A 15,331-nucleotide genomic window follows, 5' to 3' on the forward strand; every position below is an offset into this window, starting at 1 on the left:
AAAGCTGTTTTTATAAATAGTGACCTTGTAGCTCAGTTGTATGTGGAATCCGCTCAATGTCCCATTGTACTACCGCCTGTTGCAGCATCCGATCGGGAGTGTCCAAATCAACTTCAGCCTGATGCAAAGCCTGAAGTGCCTGTTTTAATAATTGGGGTGCCTGAGTTAAATCCAGTGCTTGGGCCAGATTCTGTTTTGACAGTTTTTGCCCCTGATCATTCATTGCCAGCGGTAGATGCATATAGCTCAGACGCGGATAACCTAGTAACTGTCCCAGATAGATTTGCCGTTCGGTATTATCTAAAAGATCAGCTCCACGTACCGCATGAGTCATACCTTGCAGATAGTCATCGACCACTACAGCCAGCTGGTAATTAATAATGCCGTCACGACGTTTTAAGACAAAATCGCCCAGATCTTTTTTCAGTTCTGAACAGTGCTGACCTTGCAGCCGGTCTTCAAAACAGATTTCAACATCTTCAACTTTTAAACGGATGGCCTGATGCTCAAAAGCCAGACCCAAGTTGCGGCAGGTATCCTGATAGATATGGTTGGAACCGAGCATTTTACGGGTACATTGACAGGCATAGACTAGGTCTTGCTGACGTAATTGCTGGATGACGTCTTCGTAAATATCTAAACGGTCTTTCTGGAAAATGATTTCGGCATCAGGTTCAAGCTGAAAGGCATCCATGACACGCAGGATATGCTCTTCGCTGCCGGGATAAATGCGGGGAATATCGGTGTCTTCAACCCGAACCAGCCATGTGCCTTGATTGGCTTTGGCATCGCAGTAACTGGCAACTGCGGTAATGAGGGAGCCAAAATGCAAAGGGCCGGTTGGCGATGGCGCGAACCGACCCACGTAATTCACTTCAGCTTTCCCTCCCTTTATTAAAGGGAGGGGCAGGGAGGGATTACTTAACGACATGCTTAACCGTTATTTTGCTTCTCTTTGATTTCTGCAAGTGTTTTGCAGTCAATACATAAAGTAGCCGTTGGGCGTGCTTCTAAACGACGCAAGCCAATCTCGATACCACAAGTTTCACAGAAACCATAGTCATCATTCTGGATTGCTTCGATCGACTGTTCGATTTTACGAATCAGTTTACGTTCACGGTCACGGGTACGTAACTCAATCGCAAACTCTTCTTCCTGAGTGGCACGGTCATTCACATCTGGAAGAGCAGTATTTTCGTCTTGCATCGTATTCAGGGTACGATCCACTTCTGACATCAACTCAGCTTTCCAAGCCAGCAAGATTTGGCGGAAATGCTGAAGCTGACCTTCAGACATGTATTCTTCATTTTTTTTAGGTTGATAAGGTTCAATACCAAATAAGCTAGCAGTAGAACCACCGTCAGTCGTTTTAGGCTTAGATTTGCGTACGCGCTTTGCAGCTTTCTCTTCTACAACATCAGTTTGATTGTCTAAGACTTGATTTTGGTTGTCATTCGCCATTTAGGGCATTCCTCATCTATGCGTATGATTGCTACGCAAAAAATATGGTGATATGCAGTTTTTTATCCACCCTGTAGAAAGATTATCCTCCTATGGGGGCCGTCATCATATAGACTTTTTATGCTTATTGATAGTCTTTGATGTCTGGACTATGCATATCACATTTCCTTGGGTTGCAATAAAGTAATGCAAAAAAAACAAATTGAAAAGTTAATAACCTGAAATTTCGGTATTAATATTTTGCTGGCTCAATGCCACCCGTTCAATATAGGTATCAAACTCACCATTTTGTTGCAAATGTAATACACGATAACCTGGTGCCGCCTGATCTAGCGCGAAATCTTCACTTTTAGGTTTAAACTGCACACTGGTCGATGGCGTGGATAAAAAGTAGATGCCATGCCATTCGTTGCAGGAATCCTGATGCACATGACCAAACAGAACCAGCTTGATATTATGATGCCGAGCCAGTACATCTTTTAAATCTTCAGCATTTTTCAGCCGGTGCTGATCAATCCAGTACGATTTCATCGCAAAAGGATGATGATGGCAAGCGACAATGACATGCTGATGCTTAAATTCAAGCAATAATTGGTCCAATTGATCAAGTTGAGCTTGTTCCACCCAGCCATCGATCTTGCCTTGAACGGCACTATTTAACAGGATCATGGTCCAGGTGCCAAAATGAATGGCATGTACCTGATTCGCATGCTGGTGAAAAGGGAACACCCGAGAATCGTCATGGTTACCTGGAATCTGATAATACGGCACGTTTAAAGACTGGACAAATGCTAAATAGCGTTGATAAGTCTGCTCGACCGGCACCTGTGCCAGATCACCGGTATGAATCAGTGCATCCATTTGGGGAAAGCGCTGTTGGATCTGCTGCATTACCTCATGAAAACTCTGCTCGGGATTCATCCTGGCAAATTCCAGCTCTTCCCGATCCATCAAATGGGTATCAGAAATCTGGATAATGGTCCAATCCGGCTGTGTGCTTGACTGCTGAAAACTCATGTCTTTCCCCTTAGACATATTCCTGCAGTATGAATATGTTGTTGCAACCATTGCAAGGCCATAATGACAGGCGCATTTCTTAAGCGACCATTCGTGAGCAAGAACGGAATATCGGCATAATCCAGAATATGCAGCTGGATATTTTCCCCTTCATCCGGCATGCCAAAAACACCACCCTGTTCAGGTAATTCGGTCTGGGCCACATATAAATGAAATAATTCGGAACATGCTCCGGCGGAAGGATAGAAGCTGAAAATGTGCTGTAGCTCATCCAGGGTACAGCCTGATTCTTCAAGTGCCTCGCGGCGGATGCACGCTTCAGGCGCTTCATTGCCATCCAGAACGCCAGCAATTACTTCGAGTTGCCAAGGAGAGTCGATATCATCCAGTCCGCCAATCCGGAACTGTTCAATCAGGCCGAATTTCTGCTGTTGATGGTTGTACATCAGCACACCCGCTGCTTCAGGCCGATGAATCAGCTCACGTTGCAAAACAGGGGTTGAGCTTTCCTGATTAAATAAACGGTGTTTCAGGCTGACTTTTTCTACCTGAATAAATCCCCGGTACAAGAACTCACGTGCCTCTACGCTAAAGTCTTTTTTATTATAAGAGGCCTGTTTAATAATATTCATATGCTCAGATAGAATGAGTTGATTTATTTTCATCCTATCTGAGTTTTTTTTGAAGACAACTGTTTTTTTTACAGTTTTATAGTTTGTGGTATAAATTTTGACCAGAGTTGTGGAAGCTGGCTTTCATCTGATCCATGCCGGCTTCAATTTCGGCCTGAGAGCTTGCTGGCTGATCAGGATTGGCCTGTTGACTGGCATAATCACGAACATTCTGGCTAATCTTCATTGAACAGAACTTTGGTCCGCACATGGAACAAAAGTGCGCGGATTTATGCGCGGCTTTCGGCATGGTTTCATCATGCATGCTGCGCGCCGTGTCCGGATCCAGACTCAAGTTAAATTGGTCTTCCCAGCGGAACTCAAAACGGGCTTTGGACAGGGCATTGTCACGTGCCTGTGCACCCGGATGACCTTTGGCCAGATCGGCTGCATGTGCGGCAATCTTGTAGGTAATAATGCCGTCTTTGACATCTTTTTTATTGGGTAAACCGAGATGCTCTTTCGGCGTCACATAACACAGCATTGCGGTACCGTACCAGCCAATCATTGCTGCGCCGATCGCCGAAGTAATATGGTCATAACCCGGTGCAATATCGGTGGTTAATGGTCCCAAGGTATAAAATGGTGCTTCTTTACACACTTCGAGTTGCAGGTCCATATTTTCCTTGATCATATGTATCGGGACATGGCCCGGACCTTCAATCATCACCTGAACATCATGTTCCCAGGCACGATGGGTCAGTTCGCCCAAAGTTCGAAGTTCGGCAAATTGCGCTTCGTCATTGGCATCCTGCACACAGCCCGGACGCAGACCATCACCCAGACTGAACGATACGTCATAAGCTTTCATGATCTCGCAGATTTCATCGAAATGGGTATACAGGAAGTTTTCCTGATGATGTGCCAGACACCACTGTGCCATGATCGAACCACCACGCGATACGATACCGGTCAAACGGTTGGCCGTCAGCGGTACATATCTCAAAAGCACGCCGGCATGAATGGTGAAATAGTCCACGCCTTGTTCGGCCTGTTCAATCAGGGTGTCTTTAAAGATCTCCCAGGTCAGGTCTTCGGCCACACCATTGACTTTTTCCAGTGCCTGATAGATCGGTACGGTTCCAATTGGTACAGGAGAGTTGCGGATAATCCATTCACGGGTTTCATGAATATTCTGGCCGGTCGACAGATCCATGATCGTGTCTGCACCCCAGCGCGTCGCCCAAGTCATTTTCGAGACTTCTTCTTCGATACTTGAACCGAGTGCAGAATTACCAATATTGGCATTGATTTTGACCAGAAAATTACGCCCGATGATCATCGGTTCCAGTTCCGGATGATTGATATTGGCCGGAATAATCGCGCGTCCTGCGGCGACTTCCTGACGCACAAATTCTGGCGTAATTTCAGTCAGGTTTTTTGCACCAAAATTCTGGCCCGGATGCTGGCGCATATCGACACCATCGAGTTGGCGCAGGTTTTCACGAATGGCGATGTATTCCATTTCCGGAGTGATGATGCCTTGTTTGGCATAATGCATCTGGGTGATATTGCGGCCACGTTTGGCTTTACGTGGTTTTTGGATATGCGCGAAACGGATCGCGGCGGTGCGGATATCACGTAAACGCTGGCGACCAAATTCAGAACTGAGCTGATCCAGAATTTCGCTATCGTTGCGCTGTTCAATCCAGCTTTCACGAACATTCGGCAGACCTTTGTTCAGGTCAATCGTCACGTTGGGGTCGGTATACACACCAGACGTGTCATAGACCATTAATGGCGGATTATGTTCGCCACCCAGACTGGTCGGGGTTTCACTTAAGGAAATTTCCCGCATGGGCACCTGAATATCAGGACGGGAACCTTGCAGATAGACTTTACGTGAGGCAGGCAGAATTCGCGTTAAATCGCGTGCTTCCTGTTCATGAGCGGAGAGAGAAGTTTCAGAAGAAAGATTCGTTAACTGGTTCATGGCTATGATCCTTATGAATGACATCAACGAATCAAGCACGACCAAAAACGTAGGCAGATTTATCCTGAACAGATAAAGCAAGGGCTGGGTTTTTAGCTGGCTTGATTCCTACGCAGGTATTAACCTGATCAGGTTCAACGGTACTCATGCTCAATTCCTGATAACGATAAAAGGAATCACATGATCTCAGCGAGGCATTACTCGCGCTCCGTCAAGCGAGGCTAAAGCTTAGCTCAGTTTAGGCAGAATAAACAGGTCTAAATCTCTCAACTTTAAGCAAGGAGTAATTCAGACCTTGTCAAATGAACTGACTCTATCACTGATGAACTAGATGCAGATGGCATCAGTAAAGCAGTCTTTATCGTATTTTTGTGAGGGTGGACTGATCTGCGCATAGTACAGAATCTGTTCTGCTTCCGAGCGGTTTCTATAATCGGCAGGCAAGGCTTGCTGGCGCTGTTCCGGAGTCATGTCCAGAAATTCCAGAAACAGGCGTGCCTGTGTGGACAGCGTGGATTTCTGGCCGCTCGACAGTTCAATAATGGTTTCCAGATGACTGGTATCGACAGCATAACGATCACGATAATCTTCAGACACCGACGATTGCTCGGTACCTCTAAACAGGAAATAGGTATATTGCTTCAGCAGATATTCGGCATCGCGTTTATAACTGCTATTCGGATAAGTCTTGAGATAATCTTCCCAAAGCAGGCTGCGGGCTGCAATATCAGCGGCTTCAATCTGCAGGCGTTTTTCTACCAGCACCGGTTCCATATTCTGTTCCGCCAGATTTTCAATAAAGGCTTTTTCAGCGGCCGGTAAATAAGGGGCAAAAATACGCGCCAGATATTCCGGACTGCGGCGATAATGTAAAGTGCCATCTCCCAGATCCAGCAGTTCTACATAAGCCTGCCCCTTGTGTTTTAACAGATACTGGTCACGTGAGGTGAGCTGTTGAAAATGCGCGTGCTGAATGGTCGGATGCTGGGCCATTTCCAGCGCATACTGCTCAAAGGCACGTTGCTGAAATTCGGTACGGTCCACAGCCAAAAAGCGCTGATACATTTCGGTAGAGCGCAACATCAGATTTTTCTGCTCTGCCAGTTCCATTAAGGGCAGGCACACTTTAAGATCCTGATTAATCTGTTCCAGCGCAAAAGTCGTACGCTGGTCATTAATCTGGGACATATTTTTTTCAATATTCTGGCACATGAGGCTGAAGTCATTGACTGGACTTTGCGTTTGCTTCGCCTCAGTCTGTTCGACCTGGATCTGTGGATCTGAGGGCTGTTGGCAGCCCCCAAGAAGCAGCACGCTACCAGCAAACAAACAGGCTTTGAATATCGACGGGAATGGCATTAACACTATGCTTCAGGACTCTGTATATATAGGTGAATTCAGAAAATAACGGCCTTACTGGGAGATATTGTATAGATCAAACTAAAATACTATGTTTAGTATTGTGAATTGCTTTGTTACATTGCCGGTATGGGAGCCAGAAAATTGAATTAATGATGGATAAAAATTGATCTTTATATTAAAAAATTAATAAAAATCATACGTAAAAATTCAAGAGATCTCTTTAGTATGGCTGAGCTTAAAGCGCCAGAATTTTTTGATCTGAATGGCTGTTAGGGGTTAACACTATAAAATGAAATTAAAACTCAGTGTCATGGCCGGTTTATTGCTATTAATTAGTCCGGCGATTTTTGCCCTGGATTTACAAGAAGCGTATGCACGCGCCCAGCAAAATGATCCAAATTGGCAGGCGAATGTGTTGCAGTACCAGGCCGATCAGCTCAATCTGGGGATTGCCAGCGGCAATTTGCTGCCGACCGTGTCCCTTTCAGGCAATGTCACCCGTAAAAACCAGTCCGTCAACAACTCAGAGTCTGAAGGTTTGCCTGCTGAATTTGGTGAGTTGCAAAGTTCCAGTACAACCAGCCGTCAGGTGGCCTTAACCGCACGCCAACCTTTATTTCGCTGGGATGCCTGGCAAGGTTATAAGCAGGTCAAGACCTCGGTCGAACTCAGTGAAGTCAATCTGCGTCTGCAAAAACAGCAGCATATTTTACAGGTGGCCGAAGCCTATTTTAATGTCTTGCGGCAGCAGTCTTTGACCACGGCCTATTTACAGGAAGAGCAGGCCTTGTCTGAACAGTTGCGGATGATGAATGCCAAACTCAAAGAGGGTCTGGTGGCACGCAGTGAGGTCAGTGAAGCCAATGCCCAGTATCAAAGTGCCCAGGCCAACCGGATTTCAACCCAGGTACAGCTAGTTCTAGCCCAAGAGCAGCTGGCACAGTTGATTGGCCCTTATCAGGAAAATCTGGCGGTATTACGTCCTGATTTCCAGTTCCAGAAACCGGTTCCAGGGGATATGCAGTCCTGGGCTGAATTGGCGCAAACCCAGAATCTGAATATTCTGCAAGCACGTCTGCAAAAGCGCTATGCGGAAGATGCCAAACGGGTCGAGCAGGCGGCACACTATCCGCAGGTCGAAGCGGTGGGAACTTATGGCTATTTGAAGCAGACACCAGAAACCATCATGTCGAGTAATGGGGATTTTGACCAGATCGGGGTGGAAGTGAACTGGAATCTATTCAGTGGTGGACGCACGCAAAAAAGTATCCGTCAGGCTGGGGTCAATGTACAAAAAAGTGAAGCACAGCTGGATGCGGCCATCCGCAAAGCCAATACCGATGTGAAACAGTCATTTATGCAGGTAGAAACTGATCAGGCCAAACTGAATGCACGTAAAGCCGCGATGGATTCTTCAGAAATTGTCTCACAGGCGTCCAGAGCGCAATATCAGGAAGGCTTAAAAACCATGGTCGATGTGTTGCTGGCCCAGCGTAATGCCTTTTCTGCCAAGACCGATTATTTAAATGCCAAATATGATTATCTGTTGCATGTGCTGCAATTGCAGGCCTCGGTCGGGCAGTTGACTGAAAAGGAACTGGCAGAGCTGAATGCCTGGCTGATTGAATATGATTCGCCTCAGCCTCTATGAGGCTACTATTGTCATCAAACTTTCATCATAGATATGCTTTAATATGATTTATTATTGATCATTGTCCTCTATCGTTCAGGAGTAGCTTTCCTTGTGTCCAAATAATCCTGTATTAAGCCATCACATTTCTTCGCAATTTAATGAAGAACTGCAGGACGTAAATACCAAATTCATGACGATGGGCGGACTGGTAGAACAGCAGGTAGCTAATGCCATTCATGCCCTATTGGACACAGATGTCTCAATGGCAGTAGATGTGCAGTTTCAAGATAATGTCGTCAATCAGATGGAACGAGATATTGATGAAGCGCTGACCCTGATTCTGGCGCGCCGTCATCCTGCCGCGATTGATTTACGTATGGTGCTTGCCATGTCCAAGGCCAATACCGATCTGGAACGGATTGGCGATGAAGCCTCGAAAATAGGCCGAATTGCACAAAGCTTATGTGAAGAGGGCGGCTCACCGCGCGGTTATATGGAAACCCGGCATATTGGCAACCAGGTGCGGGTGATGATTCATGATGCACTGGATGCTTTTGCGCGTCTGGATGTAGATCAAGCTTTGAAGGTCATGTTGGCAGATGCGGATATTGACCGTGAGTATCAATCAGCCACACGTACGCTTATGACTTATATGATTGAAGATCCGCGGCATATCAGTCGTGTCATCAATGTATTATGGGTGCTCCGTTCGCTAGAAAGAATTGGCGATCATGCCCGGAATATTTCGGAACAGGTGATCTATATGGTCAAAGGTTTTGATGTGCGTCATACCAGCGTTGAAGAAATTGAACAAAAAGTTCAGCGTTAAATCTTAAAAAATTAAAATAAAAAGCCTGCAATTTGCAGGCTTTTTTTTAGCTTTAATTAAATGTTTTTTATCAAGTCGGAAGCAAAACAGGTTTTAAAATAATCAAAATTTTTACCGATGAAATTTACAAAAAATGTGATTTAGTTGTCAAAAAATATACAAAATGTATATATAATTATAAAATATGCAGGTTTTTTAGACAAAATAGAGTTTTTCTCCAGAGAAATTATCAGATGGACACATGTGGCGATGTGTATCTAAAGTGATCATCAACCGTTTTTAGCTATCCCATTTTACACCAGATAAACCTGCACAAGTTTTGTGAAATATCATATGTAAGAGAACATTTATGATGATTGATGAAAGTAAAAGAGAAGTTTCTCAAATTTACTTTTCTGTGCGGTTAAAGTTTTTTATCGCACTCTTGGGGGCTTGTTGCTGGACCGCATTTTCAATTTGGATTTCCCAAAACTGGCTGCATGATCTGAGCGGATATATTGGTTATTTTGCAGCGGTTTTCCTGATTTATGGCATTGCCATTATTCCAGGCTTTATGAATTCATTTGCGGCTTTCAGCTTGATGATGGATCGCAGACCCAAGCGGCAGCGATTAGCGTCTTATCCGGGCATTACCATGTTGATTGCTGCCTATAATGAAGCTGCTTCCATAGAAGATACTTTAGTCAGCATTAGTGTGCAAAAATATCCAGGAAGATTGCAGGTTATTGTTATTAATGACGGTTCTCAGGATGACACTGCTGGTATTGTCCGAAAAGCCGAATCGAGATTTCCCTGGCTGACCTTGCTGGATTTAAAGCAAAATGCAGGGAAGGCGCATGCTTTAAATGAAGGACTAAAGCTGACTCAGCATGATTTAGTGATTACCGTTGATGCAGATTCTTATTTACATCGTGTTGCTTTAATCAATATTGTGGAACGCTATGTAGCGGATCCACCCAATACACGTGCGGTTGCGGGTAAAATTCTGGTACGCAATTCTCGTGAAAACATATTAACCAAAACTCAGGAATGGGACTATTTTCTCGGCATTGCAGCGACCAAGCGTATGCAGTCTCTATATCAGGGAACCTTAGTGGCCCAAGGTGCTTTCTCTATTTATGATCGAAACGCCCTGATTGAAGTGGGTGGATGGCCTGAATGTGTGGGCGAAGACATCGTACTTACATGGGCATTATTGAATGCAGGCTATCGTGTTGGACATTGTGAGGATGCCTGTCTATTTACCAATGCACCGACCACACTTAAGGTTTTTATCAAACAGCGTCAGCGTTGGGCACGTGGCATGATTGAGGCATTTATTCAACATCCCACTATTCTAATTAAGCCAAGACTGTCTACGTTTTTTATTTACTGGAATCTGCTTTTCCCTTGGTTGGATATTGCCTTTACCTTTGGCTTTATACCTGGACTCATTCTGGCATGTTTTGGACACTACTGGATCGCGGGTATTATGACCCTAGCTTTATTACCTATGGCATTCTTACTGGGGCTATTAAATTATTCAATTGAACGCAGAATGTTTGATGATCTGGAGCTCAGGGTACGGAAAAACTTCAGTGGTTTTTTCTTGTATGTTCTTGCCTATAGTTTCTTATTGCAACCTGCCAGTATTTTAGGATATTTGGATGAAGTACTGAGAACACGAAAAACATGGGGAACAAAATGAAAAATAACAAAATTGGGATCTATGCGGTTGTTCCTTTGCTTATAGGTATGAATGCAAGCAGCCTGGCCAAGGGATTAGAAGAAAACCTGGCCCAAAGTGAACGTGCGCTTGGAACAGAGTTTTTCTTTAGTGATGATAGTGAAGGCTTTCAAACCCGTAAATTATCAGCGGAATTTTTGCCTCAATATGAACATGCTGATGATTATCTAGGTATACGTGGCAGTGCTTATCAGTATAAAGCTGATGACTGGAGTCGAGATGGTCAAAAGATTTCATTGATTGGACGTAATATTGATTCTGCTACAGCGAATGGCTGGGCTTTGGAGGCAGGTATAGTTGATCAAGGAGATCATACATTATTCACCTTTGATGGTAGTTATCGTATGCCACTTGCAGAAAAAACAGCATTAGAAGTTTTTGCCAATCGGGATTGGGTTGAAACTCAGCCTGCTTTGGAGCAGGGAACGAATTTTACCTTTATTGGTGCTGCCTTGGATCAGGGTTTAGGTGAGCATGTCACAGTGGTGGGTGTTGCAGGATCGCAATTTTTTTCAGACGATAATCGCCGTGATCATGGTCGTATCAGACTGATCTATCAGCCTTCTCTGGACTTGGGATTGACGCTTCAGGCCCGATATCGCACCTACCAAAGTAGTGAAGAAGATGTAGGCAGGGAATATTTTAACCCTCAGGATTATCAAGAATCGATGCTGGTCTTAGGTTGGCGTCAGCGTTTTTCCGGCTGGTCAGCCGGTTTAACTGCTGGTTTTGGACGTGAAAAAATCAATCAGGATTCAAGCCAATCCACCCGGCTATTTGAGCTGAACCTGCAAAGTCCTGTTCGCGGCTCGCAGTTTCTACGTATGAATGCTGGATATAATCGCAGTGCTTCCTTCTATGGGCCGGATTATGATTATCGTTATATGAGGGGTGAATGGATTGTGCAGTTTTAAATCTGAAAGATGAATCTTAATGTTGAGCGGTCTTAAAAGACCGCTTATCTTTTGTAGCAAATTTTTGATTTAGAGAAAGATAATTAACCCATATTAACTATGGGTTTCTTCCTCAGCATCCTCTTCAAAAGTTTTGGCAATTTTTTCAATATTCAGGCTTTTGGCCATCGCATCAAAGATTTCCTTATATACGCCTTGCTGATGATAAAGCTGGTCGTGTTCACCATGTTCGGCAATCGTTCCTTCTTTCATTACATAGGTATAATCTGCATCAATAATCTGCGACAGGCTATGCGAAATGATGATCACGGTACGGCCTTGCTTGATCTGGTCCAGACTTTGTTTGATCTGTTCCGTGGCAATTGCATCCAGACTCGCCGTCGGTTCATCCAGAAAAATGATCGGTGGATTTTTCAGGAACATCCGTGCCAAGGCAATGCGTTGCTGCTGGCCGCCAGACAGCATCAAGGCATCGCTATCATAGCCATCCGGTAACTGTAAAATCTGCTCATGAATCGAGGCTTTTTCTGCCGCCTCAATTACATCTTCCATTGAGGCAGTAGTTTTGCCGTAGCGGATATTGTCAAAGATGGTGCCCTGAAAAATATGGTTTTTTTGCAAGACCAGACCAATATGATCGCGTAGATATTGGGTGTCATAATCTTTCAGGTCAATGCCATCCAGTTTGATCTGGCCTTGCTGTGGTTCATAAAATTTATCCAGCAGACTGATCAGGGTAGATTTTCCGGCACCCGATAAGCCCACCAAGGCGGTAATTTTATTCGGGCGAATTTCCATATCAATATCTTTCAGGGCATGGTGGCCATTTGGATAATAAAAATTCACGCCACTCAGTTCAAACTTGCCTTGGACAATCGGTTTCTGCTGACCGCTTTGTTCAATTTCATCATCTGCTTCCAGAATCTTGAAAAAGCTTTCTGAATAGATCATGGCGTCATTTACTTCATCATAAATCCGGTGCAGGGATCGGATTGGGGCAGAGACATTATTAAATAGCAACACATGAAACATGATCATGCCAATACTCATCTGGCCATCCAGCACAAAGTAGGAGGTTAGAATAATGATGAGTACAATCCCGATCTGTTCCAGAAAAGTTTTCAGGCCATCAAACAGGAAACTGGTCTGGCGGGTTTTCATCTGATTGTCGGTCAATTCACGCTGTAATCCCAACTGCTTTTCCGATTCAATCGACTCGCGGTTAAAGGATTTGATCACAGTAATCGAGTTGATGATGCTGAGAATGCCCTGACTCTTTTTCTCCCGACCATCGCGAAGACTGCGGCGCCAGCCCCCCAGCTTTTGCGCCTGTTTATAGGTCAACCAGAAATAGATCGGGACAATGGCAGTCGCGACCAGACCGACATAAACATTGGCATAATACATTAACCCCAAAGCCACAATGGCACTGGTAAATAACGGTAAAATATCAATAAAGAAGATCTGAACGAGACGGGTCAGTGAACCAATACCACGGTCAATCCGGGTCTGTAATTTACCGGCCTGATTATTTTCCTGATTAAAAAATTCCAAACGATATTTTAAAAACTTTTCAATAATCCCTTGGGCCAGATCCTGAGAGACAAAAATTCGCAGTTTCTCTCCATAGAACTTCTGCCCGAACTGGACAAAGGCATTAATAATTTCTTTGCCGAGCAAAATTGCCGAAATCGTGATCAGAATATGCCAGCCTTGCTCCAATCCTTGACCGGCTTCGAGTAGCGAATTGATGCTGTCGACCGCATATTGCAAGGTAATGGCATTGACCTGTGCTGTGAATGAGCCAATCAGGGTCAGAATCAGCGTGGCAATCACCAGCAACCGGTAAGGCTGAACAAAGGGACGAAGTTTCTGAAACAGCTGCCATAAGTTCATAAAAGGATTATTTTTATTGTGAAAGTTGAATTCAGTCTAGGCAGGAATCATGCCAGCCACAAGCATAAATGTTGTAGTCATTTGTGAAGAGCAGTTGTAATCCTTTAGGTCGAATGTCAGTATTTTCATGTGGATACTGGATTGAATTGATATGACTCTCGATTTATTTGCACCCCAGCCGCAAGCCAATGTATTACCTTTTGATGGGGTAGTGGAGGATTATGGCTTGATTTTGGATGAGGAACAAAGCCAGCAGTATCTACAGCATTTTCTCAGTCAGCTGGCCTGGCAATATGATGAAGTGCATTTATTTGGCAAGCACCATGTCACCGGTCGCCAGGTGGTCTGGTATGGCGATGAACATTATCAGTATCGTTATTCTGGTACGCTTAAACAAGCTCAGGTATGGACACCCGGATTATTCCGTTTAAAGCAACATATTGAAATTCTGGTCGGTCATCCCTTTAATTCCTGTCTGGCCAATTTGTATGAAGATGGTTCGCAAGGCTTGGGTTGGCATAGTGATGATGAGCCGGCTTTATATACAGGTACTTCTCGGGAAAATGTCATCGCTTCTCTGAGTCTGGGAGCCACCCGCAAAATGAGCTTTAAGCATAAAATTCGCAGTGATAAAGTCGATGTGCTGTTACATAGTGGGCAATTAATTGTGATGCGTGGCGCGACACAGCAACACTGGAAGCACAGTATTAGCAAAACCAGCAAAGTTTTGACACCACGAATTAACCTGACCTTTCGTTATTTTTATCCTTAAGAAGCATTTTGGAGCATAAAAAAGCACCCTGAAGGATGCTGATTTAAAAATTTTCAAAACAGATTAAGGCGTGATTCCGGCAGGATGACGATACCAGCTTTCGATCAACAAGGCAGCCGCAATACTGTCAGCGGATAGTTTCTTGCCGCGACCTTGCGCCTGATAATGATCCAGCTCATCGCGTGCTTCACGGGTGGTCAGACGTTCATCCACCATCCAGGTTTCAATATTGGTCTGATGACGTAAACGGCGGGCAAATTTTCGCGCCCGTGTCGACAGCTCGGATTCACTATCATCCATATTCAATGGCAAACCGACCAGAAATAAATTCGGTTGATGGCTTTTCACGATTTTGAGCAGCTCATCCCAGTTGGGGATACCATCTTTCATGGGAAATAAGGGCAGGGGATTGGCACTTGCAATCAGGGATTGTCCAACTGACATTCCCATTTTTTGTGTACCAAAATCAAACGCCATAATGGTTTGTGGCACGTTTACATCAGGCATGTCCAATCTCGGAAGATAACCAGTTGCGGTCTACACCCATTTTTTTATAGGCAGCGTCCCAACGGTCGTTATAAGGTAAGTTAAAAATCAGATCCATATCGGAATCACAAATCAGCCAGTCACCACGGGCAATTTCTTGTTCCAGCTGGTGTTTGCCCCAACTGGCATAACCGAGGGCAATCTGATAGCGACCGACACCTTCATTATGTGCAATGGCATCCAGAATATCTTTGGAGGTAGTAATGCAGACATTTTCACCCACGGCGATGGAGGAATGCCAGGTCGGCTGACCGGTATGCAAGACAAAGCCGGCTTCAGGGCGCAAAGGGCCACCTTGCAACACCTCATGCGGATTGACATTGTCTGCTTCAATATCAAGATCATTCAGCAATTCTTTAATTTGAATGCCGGCAGGTCGATTGATAATGATGCCTTGGGCACCATCTTCATCATGACGAGCGAGATAAATGACCGTCTGGGCAAAAAAATCATCATTCGCATGCGGCGGTGCAATCAGACAACGATGTGTCAGAAACTGTTTGGTCACCTGAGCAGTTCTCCTTAAAATTAATTTCTTCGCAGAGAAATCCTATGATCCTAATAGCTACGT

14 protein-coding genes and 1 riboswitch are annotated in these 15,331 nt (G+C 44.7%); of the genes, 5 read left to right on the forward strand and 9 right to left on the reverse strand.

Annotation, left to right across the window (positions count from 1 at the left end):
* Positions 1-10: 10 nt before the first annotated feature.
* From gluQRS to AC1IR0_RS10385, 6 genes are all read right to left on the reverse strand, one after another.
* Positions 11-931: a tRNA glutamyl-Q(34) synthetase GluQRS gene (gluQRS, locus tag AC1IR0_RS10360; protein WP_409654544.1), complete on the reverse strand. Its 921-nt coding sequence runs from the start codon at positions 929-931 to the stop codon at positions 11-13.
* 2 nt (positions 932-933) lie between these two features.
* Positions 934-1,461, reverse strand: coding sequence for an RNA polymerase-binding protein DksA (dksA, locus tag AC1IR0_RS10365; RefSeq protein ID WP_004281072.1), 528 nt, complete (start codon positions 1,459-1,461; stop codon positions 934-936).
* 210 nt (positions 1,462-1,671) lie between these two features.
* Entirely contained in the window at positions 1,672-2,478 is an 807-nt protein-coding gene (locus AC1IR0_RS10370; RefSeq protein WP_409665572.1) for a metallophosphoesterase, read from the reverse strand.
* Entirely contained in the window at positions 2,475-3,110 is a 636-nt protein-coding gene (locus AC1IR0_RS10375) for an NUDIX domain-containing protein (protein ID WP_409665570.1), read from the reverse strand. Before AC1IR0_RS10375 ends, AC1IR0_RS10370 begins: the two co-directional genes overlap by 4 nt.
* Before the next feature lie 76 nt (positions 3,111-3,186).
* Complete coding sequence (gene thiC / locus AC1IR0_RS10380) at positions 3,187-5,082, reverse strand: phosphomethylpyrimidine synthase ThiC (protein ID WP_409665568.1); 1,896 nt, start codon at positions 5,080-5,082, stop codon at positions 3,187-3,189.
* Positions 5,083-5,170: 88 nt separating this feature from the next.
* Positions 5,171-5,303, reverse strand: a riboswitch (TPP riboswitch).
* A 106-nt stretch (positions 5,304-5,409) separates the two neighbouring features.
* Positions 5,410-6,441 carry a hypothetical protein gene (locus tag AC1IR0_RS10385; RefSeq protein ID WP_409665566.1) on the reverse strand — a complete coding sequence of 344 codons (1,032 nt, stop codon included), beginning with the start codon at positions 6,439-6,441 and terminating at the stop codon, positions 5,410-5,412.
* Between the two features lie 292 nt (positions 6,442-6,733).
* Here AC1IR0_RS10385 and abuO point away from each other — a divergent pair, with 292 nt between their 5' ends.
* From abuO to AC1IR0_RS10405, 4 genes are all read left to right on the forward strand, one after another.
* Positions 6,734-8,095 (forward strand): multidrug efflux outer membrane protein AbuO, encoded by a 1,362-nt coding sequence (gene abuO / locus AC1IR0_RS10390; protein ID WP_479741380.1) that lies wholly within the window; start codon positions 6,734-6,736, stop codon positions 8,093-8,095.
* Positions 8,096-8,186: 91 nt separating this feature from the next.
* Complete coding sequence (phoU, locus tag AC1IR0_RS10395) at positions 8,187-8,906, forward strand: phosphate signaling complex protein PhoU (protein WP_005108465.1); 720 nt, start codon at positions 8,187-8,189, stop codon at positions 8,904-8,906.
* A 349-nt stretch (positions 8,907-9,255) separates the two neighbouring features.
* Positions 9,256-10,593 (forward strand): glycosyltransferase family 2 protein, encoded by a 1,338-nt coding sequence (locus AC1IR0_RS10400; protein ID WP_441299657.1) that lies wholly within the window; start codon positions 9,256-9,258, stop codon positions 10,591-10,593.
* Positions 10,590-11,546, forward strand: coding sequence for a hypothetical protein (locus AC1IR0_RS10405; protein WP_479741381.1), 957 nt, complete (start codon positions 10,590-10,592; stop codon positions 11,544-11,546). The genes AC1IR0_RS10400 and AC1IR0_RS10405 overlap by 4 nt, the downstream gene beginning before the upstream one ends.
* 93 nt (positions 11,547-11,639) lie before the next feature.
* Here the strand turns inward: AC1IR0_RS10405 and AC1IR0_RS10410 are convergent, their stop codons facing one another.
* On the reverse strand, positions 11,640-13,442 hold the full coding sequence (locus AC1IR0_RS10410; RefSeq protein WP_420937576.1) for an ABC transporter ATP-binding protein: 1,803 nt from the start codon (positions 13,440-13,442) through the stop codon (positions 11,640-11,642).
* A gap of 151 nt (positions 13,443-13,593) precedes the next feature.
* Between AC1IR0_RS10410 and AC1IR0_RS10415 the strand changes: the two genes are divergently transcribed.
* The gene (locus AC1IR0_RS10415) at positions 13,594-14,214 is read left to right on the forward strand and encodes an alpha-ketoglutarate-dependent dioxygenase AlkB family protein (RefSeq protein ID WP_114541486.1); all 621 of its coding nucleotides are present in this window, start codon (positions 13,594-13,596) and stop codon (positions 14,212-14,214) included.
* A 63-nt stretch (positions 14,215-14,277) separates the two neighbouring features.
* Here AC1IR0_RS10415 and ruvX read toward each other — a convergent pair whose 3' ends face one another.
* Together ruvX and AC1IR0_RS10425 are read right to left on the reverse strand one after the other, a co-directional pair.
* A complete protein-coding gene (gene ruvX, locus AC1IR0_RS10420; RefSeq protein WP_148334353.1) occupies positions 14,278-14,721 on the reverse strand; it encodes a Holliday junction resolvase RuvX in 444 nt (147 codons plus the stop codon).
* The gene (locus AC1IR0_RS10425; protein ID WP_004281085.1) at positions 14,714-15,268 is read right to left on the reverse strand and encodes a YqgE/AlgH family protein; all 555 of its coding nucleotides are present in this window, start codon (positions 15,266-15,268) and stop codon (positions 14,714-14,716) included. The genes ruvX and AC1IR0_RS10425 overlap by 8 nt, the downstream gene beginning before the upstream one ends.
* Positions 15,269-15,331 lie beyond the last annotated feature (63 nt).

It is taken from the genome of Acinetobacter sp. 129952, from assembly GCF_056642055.1.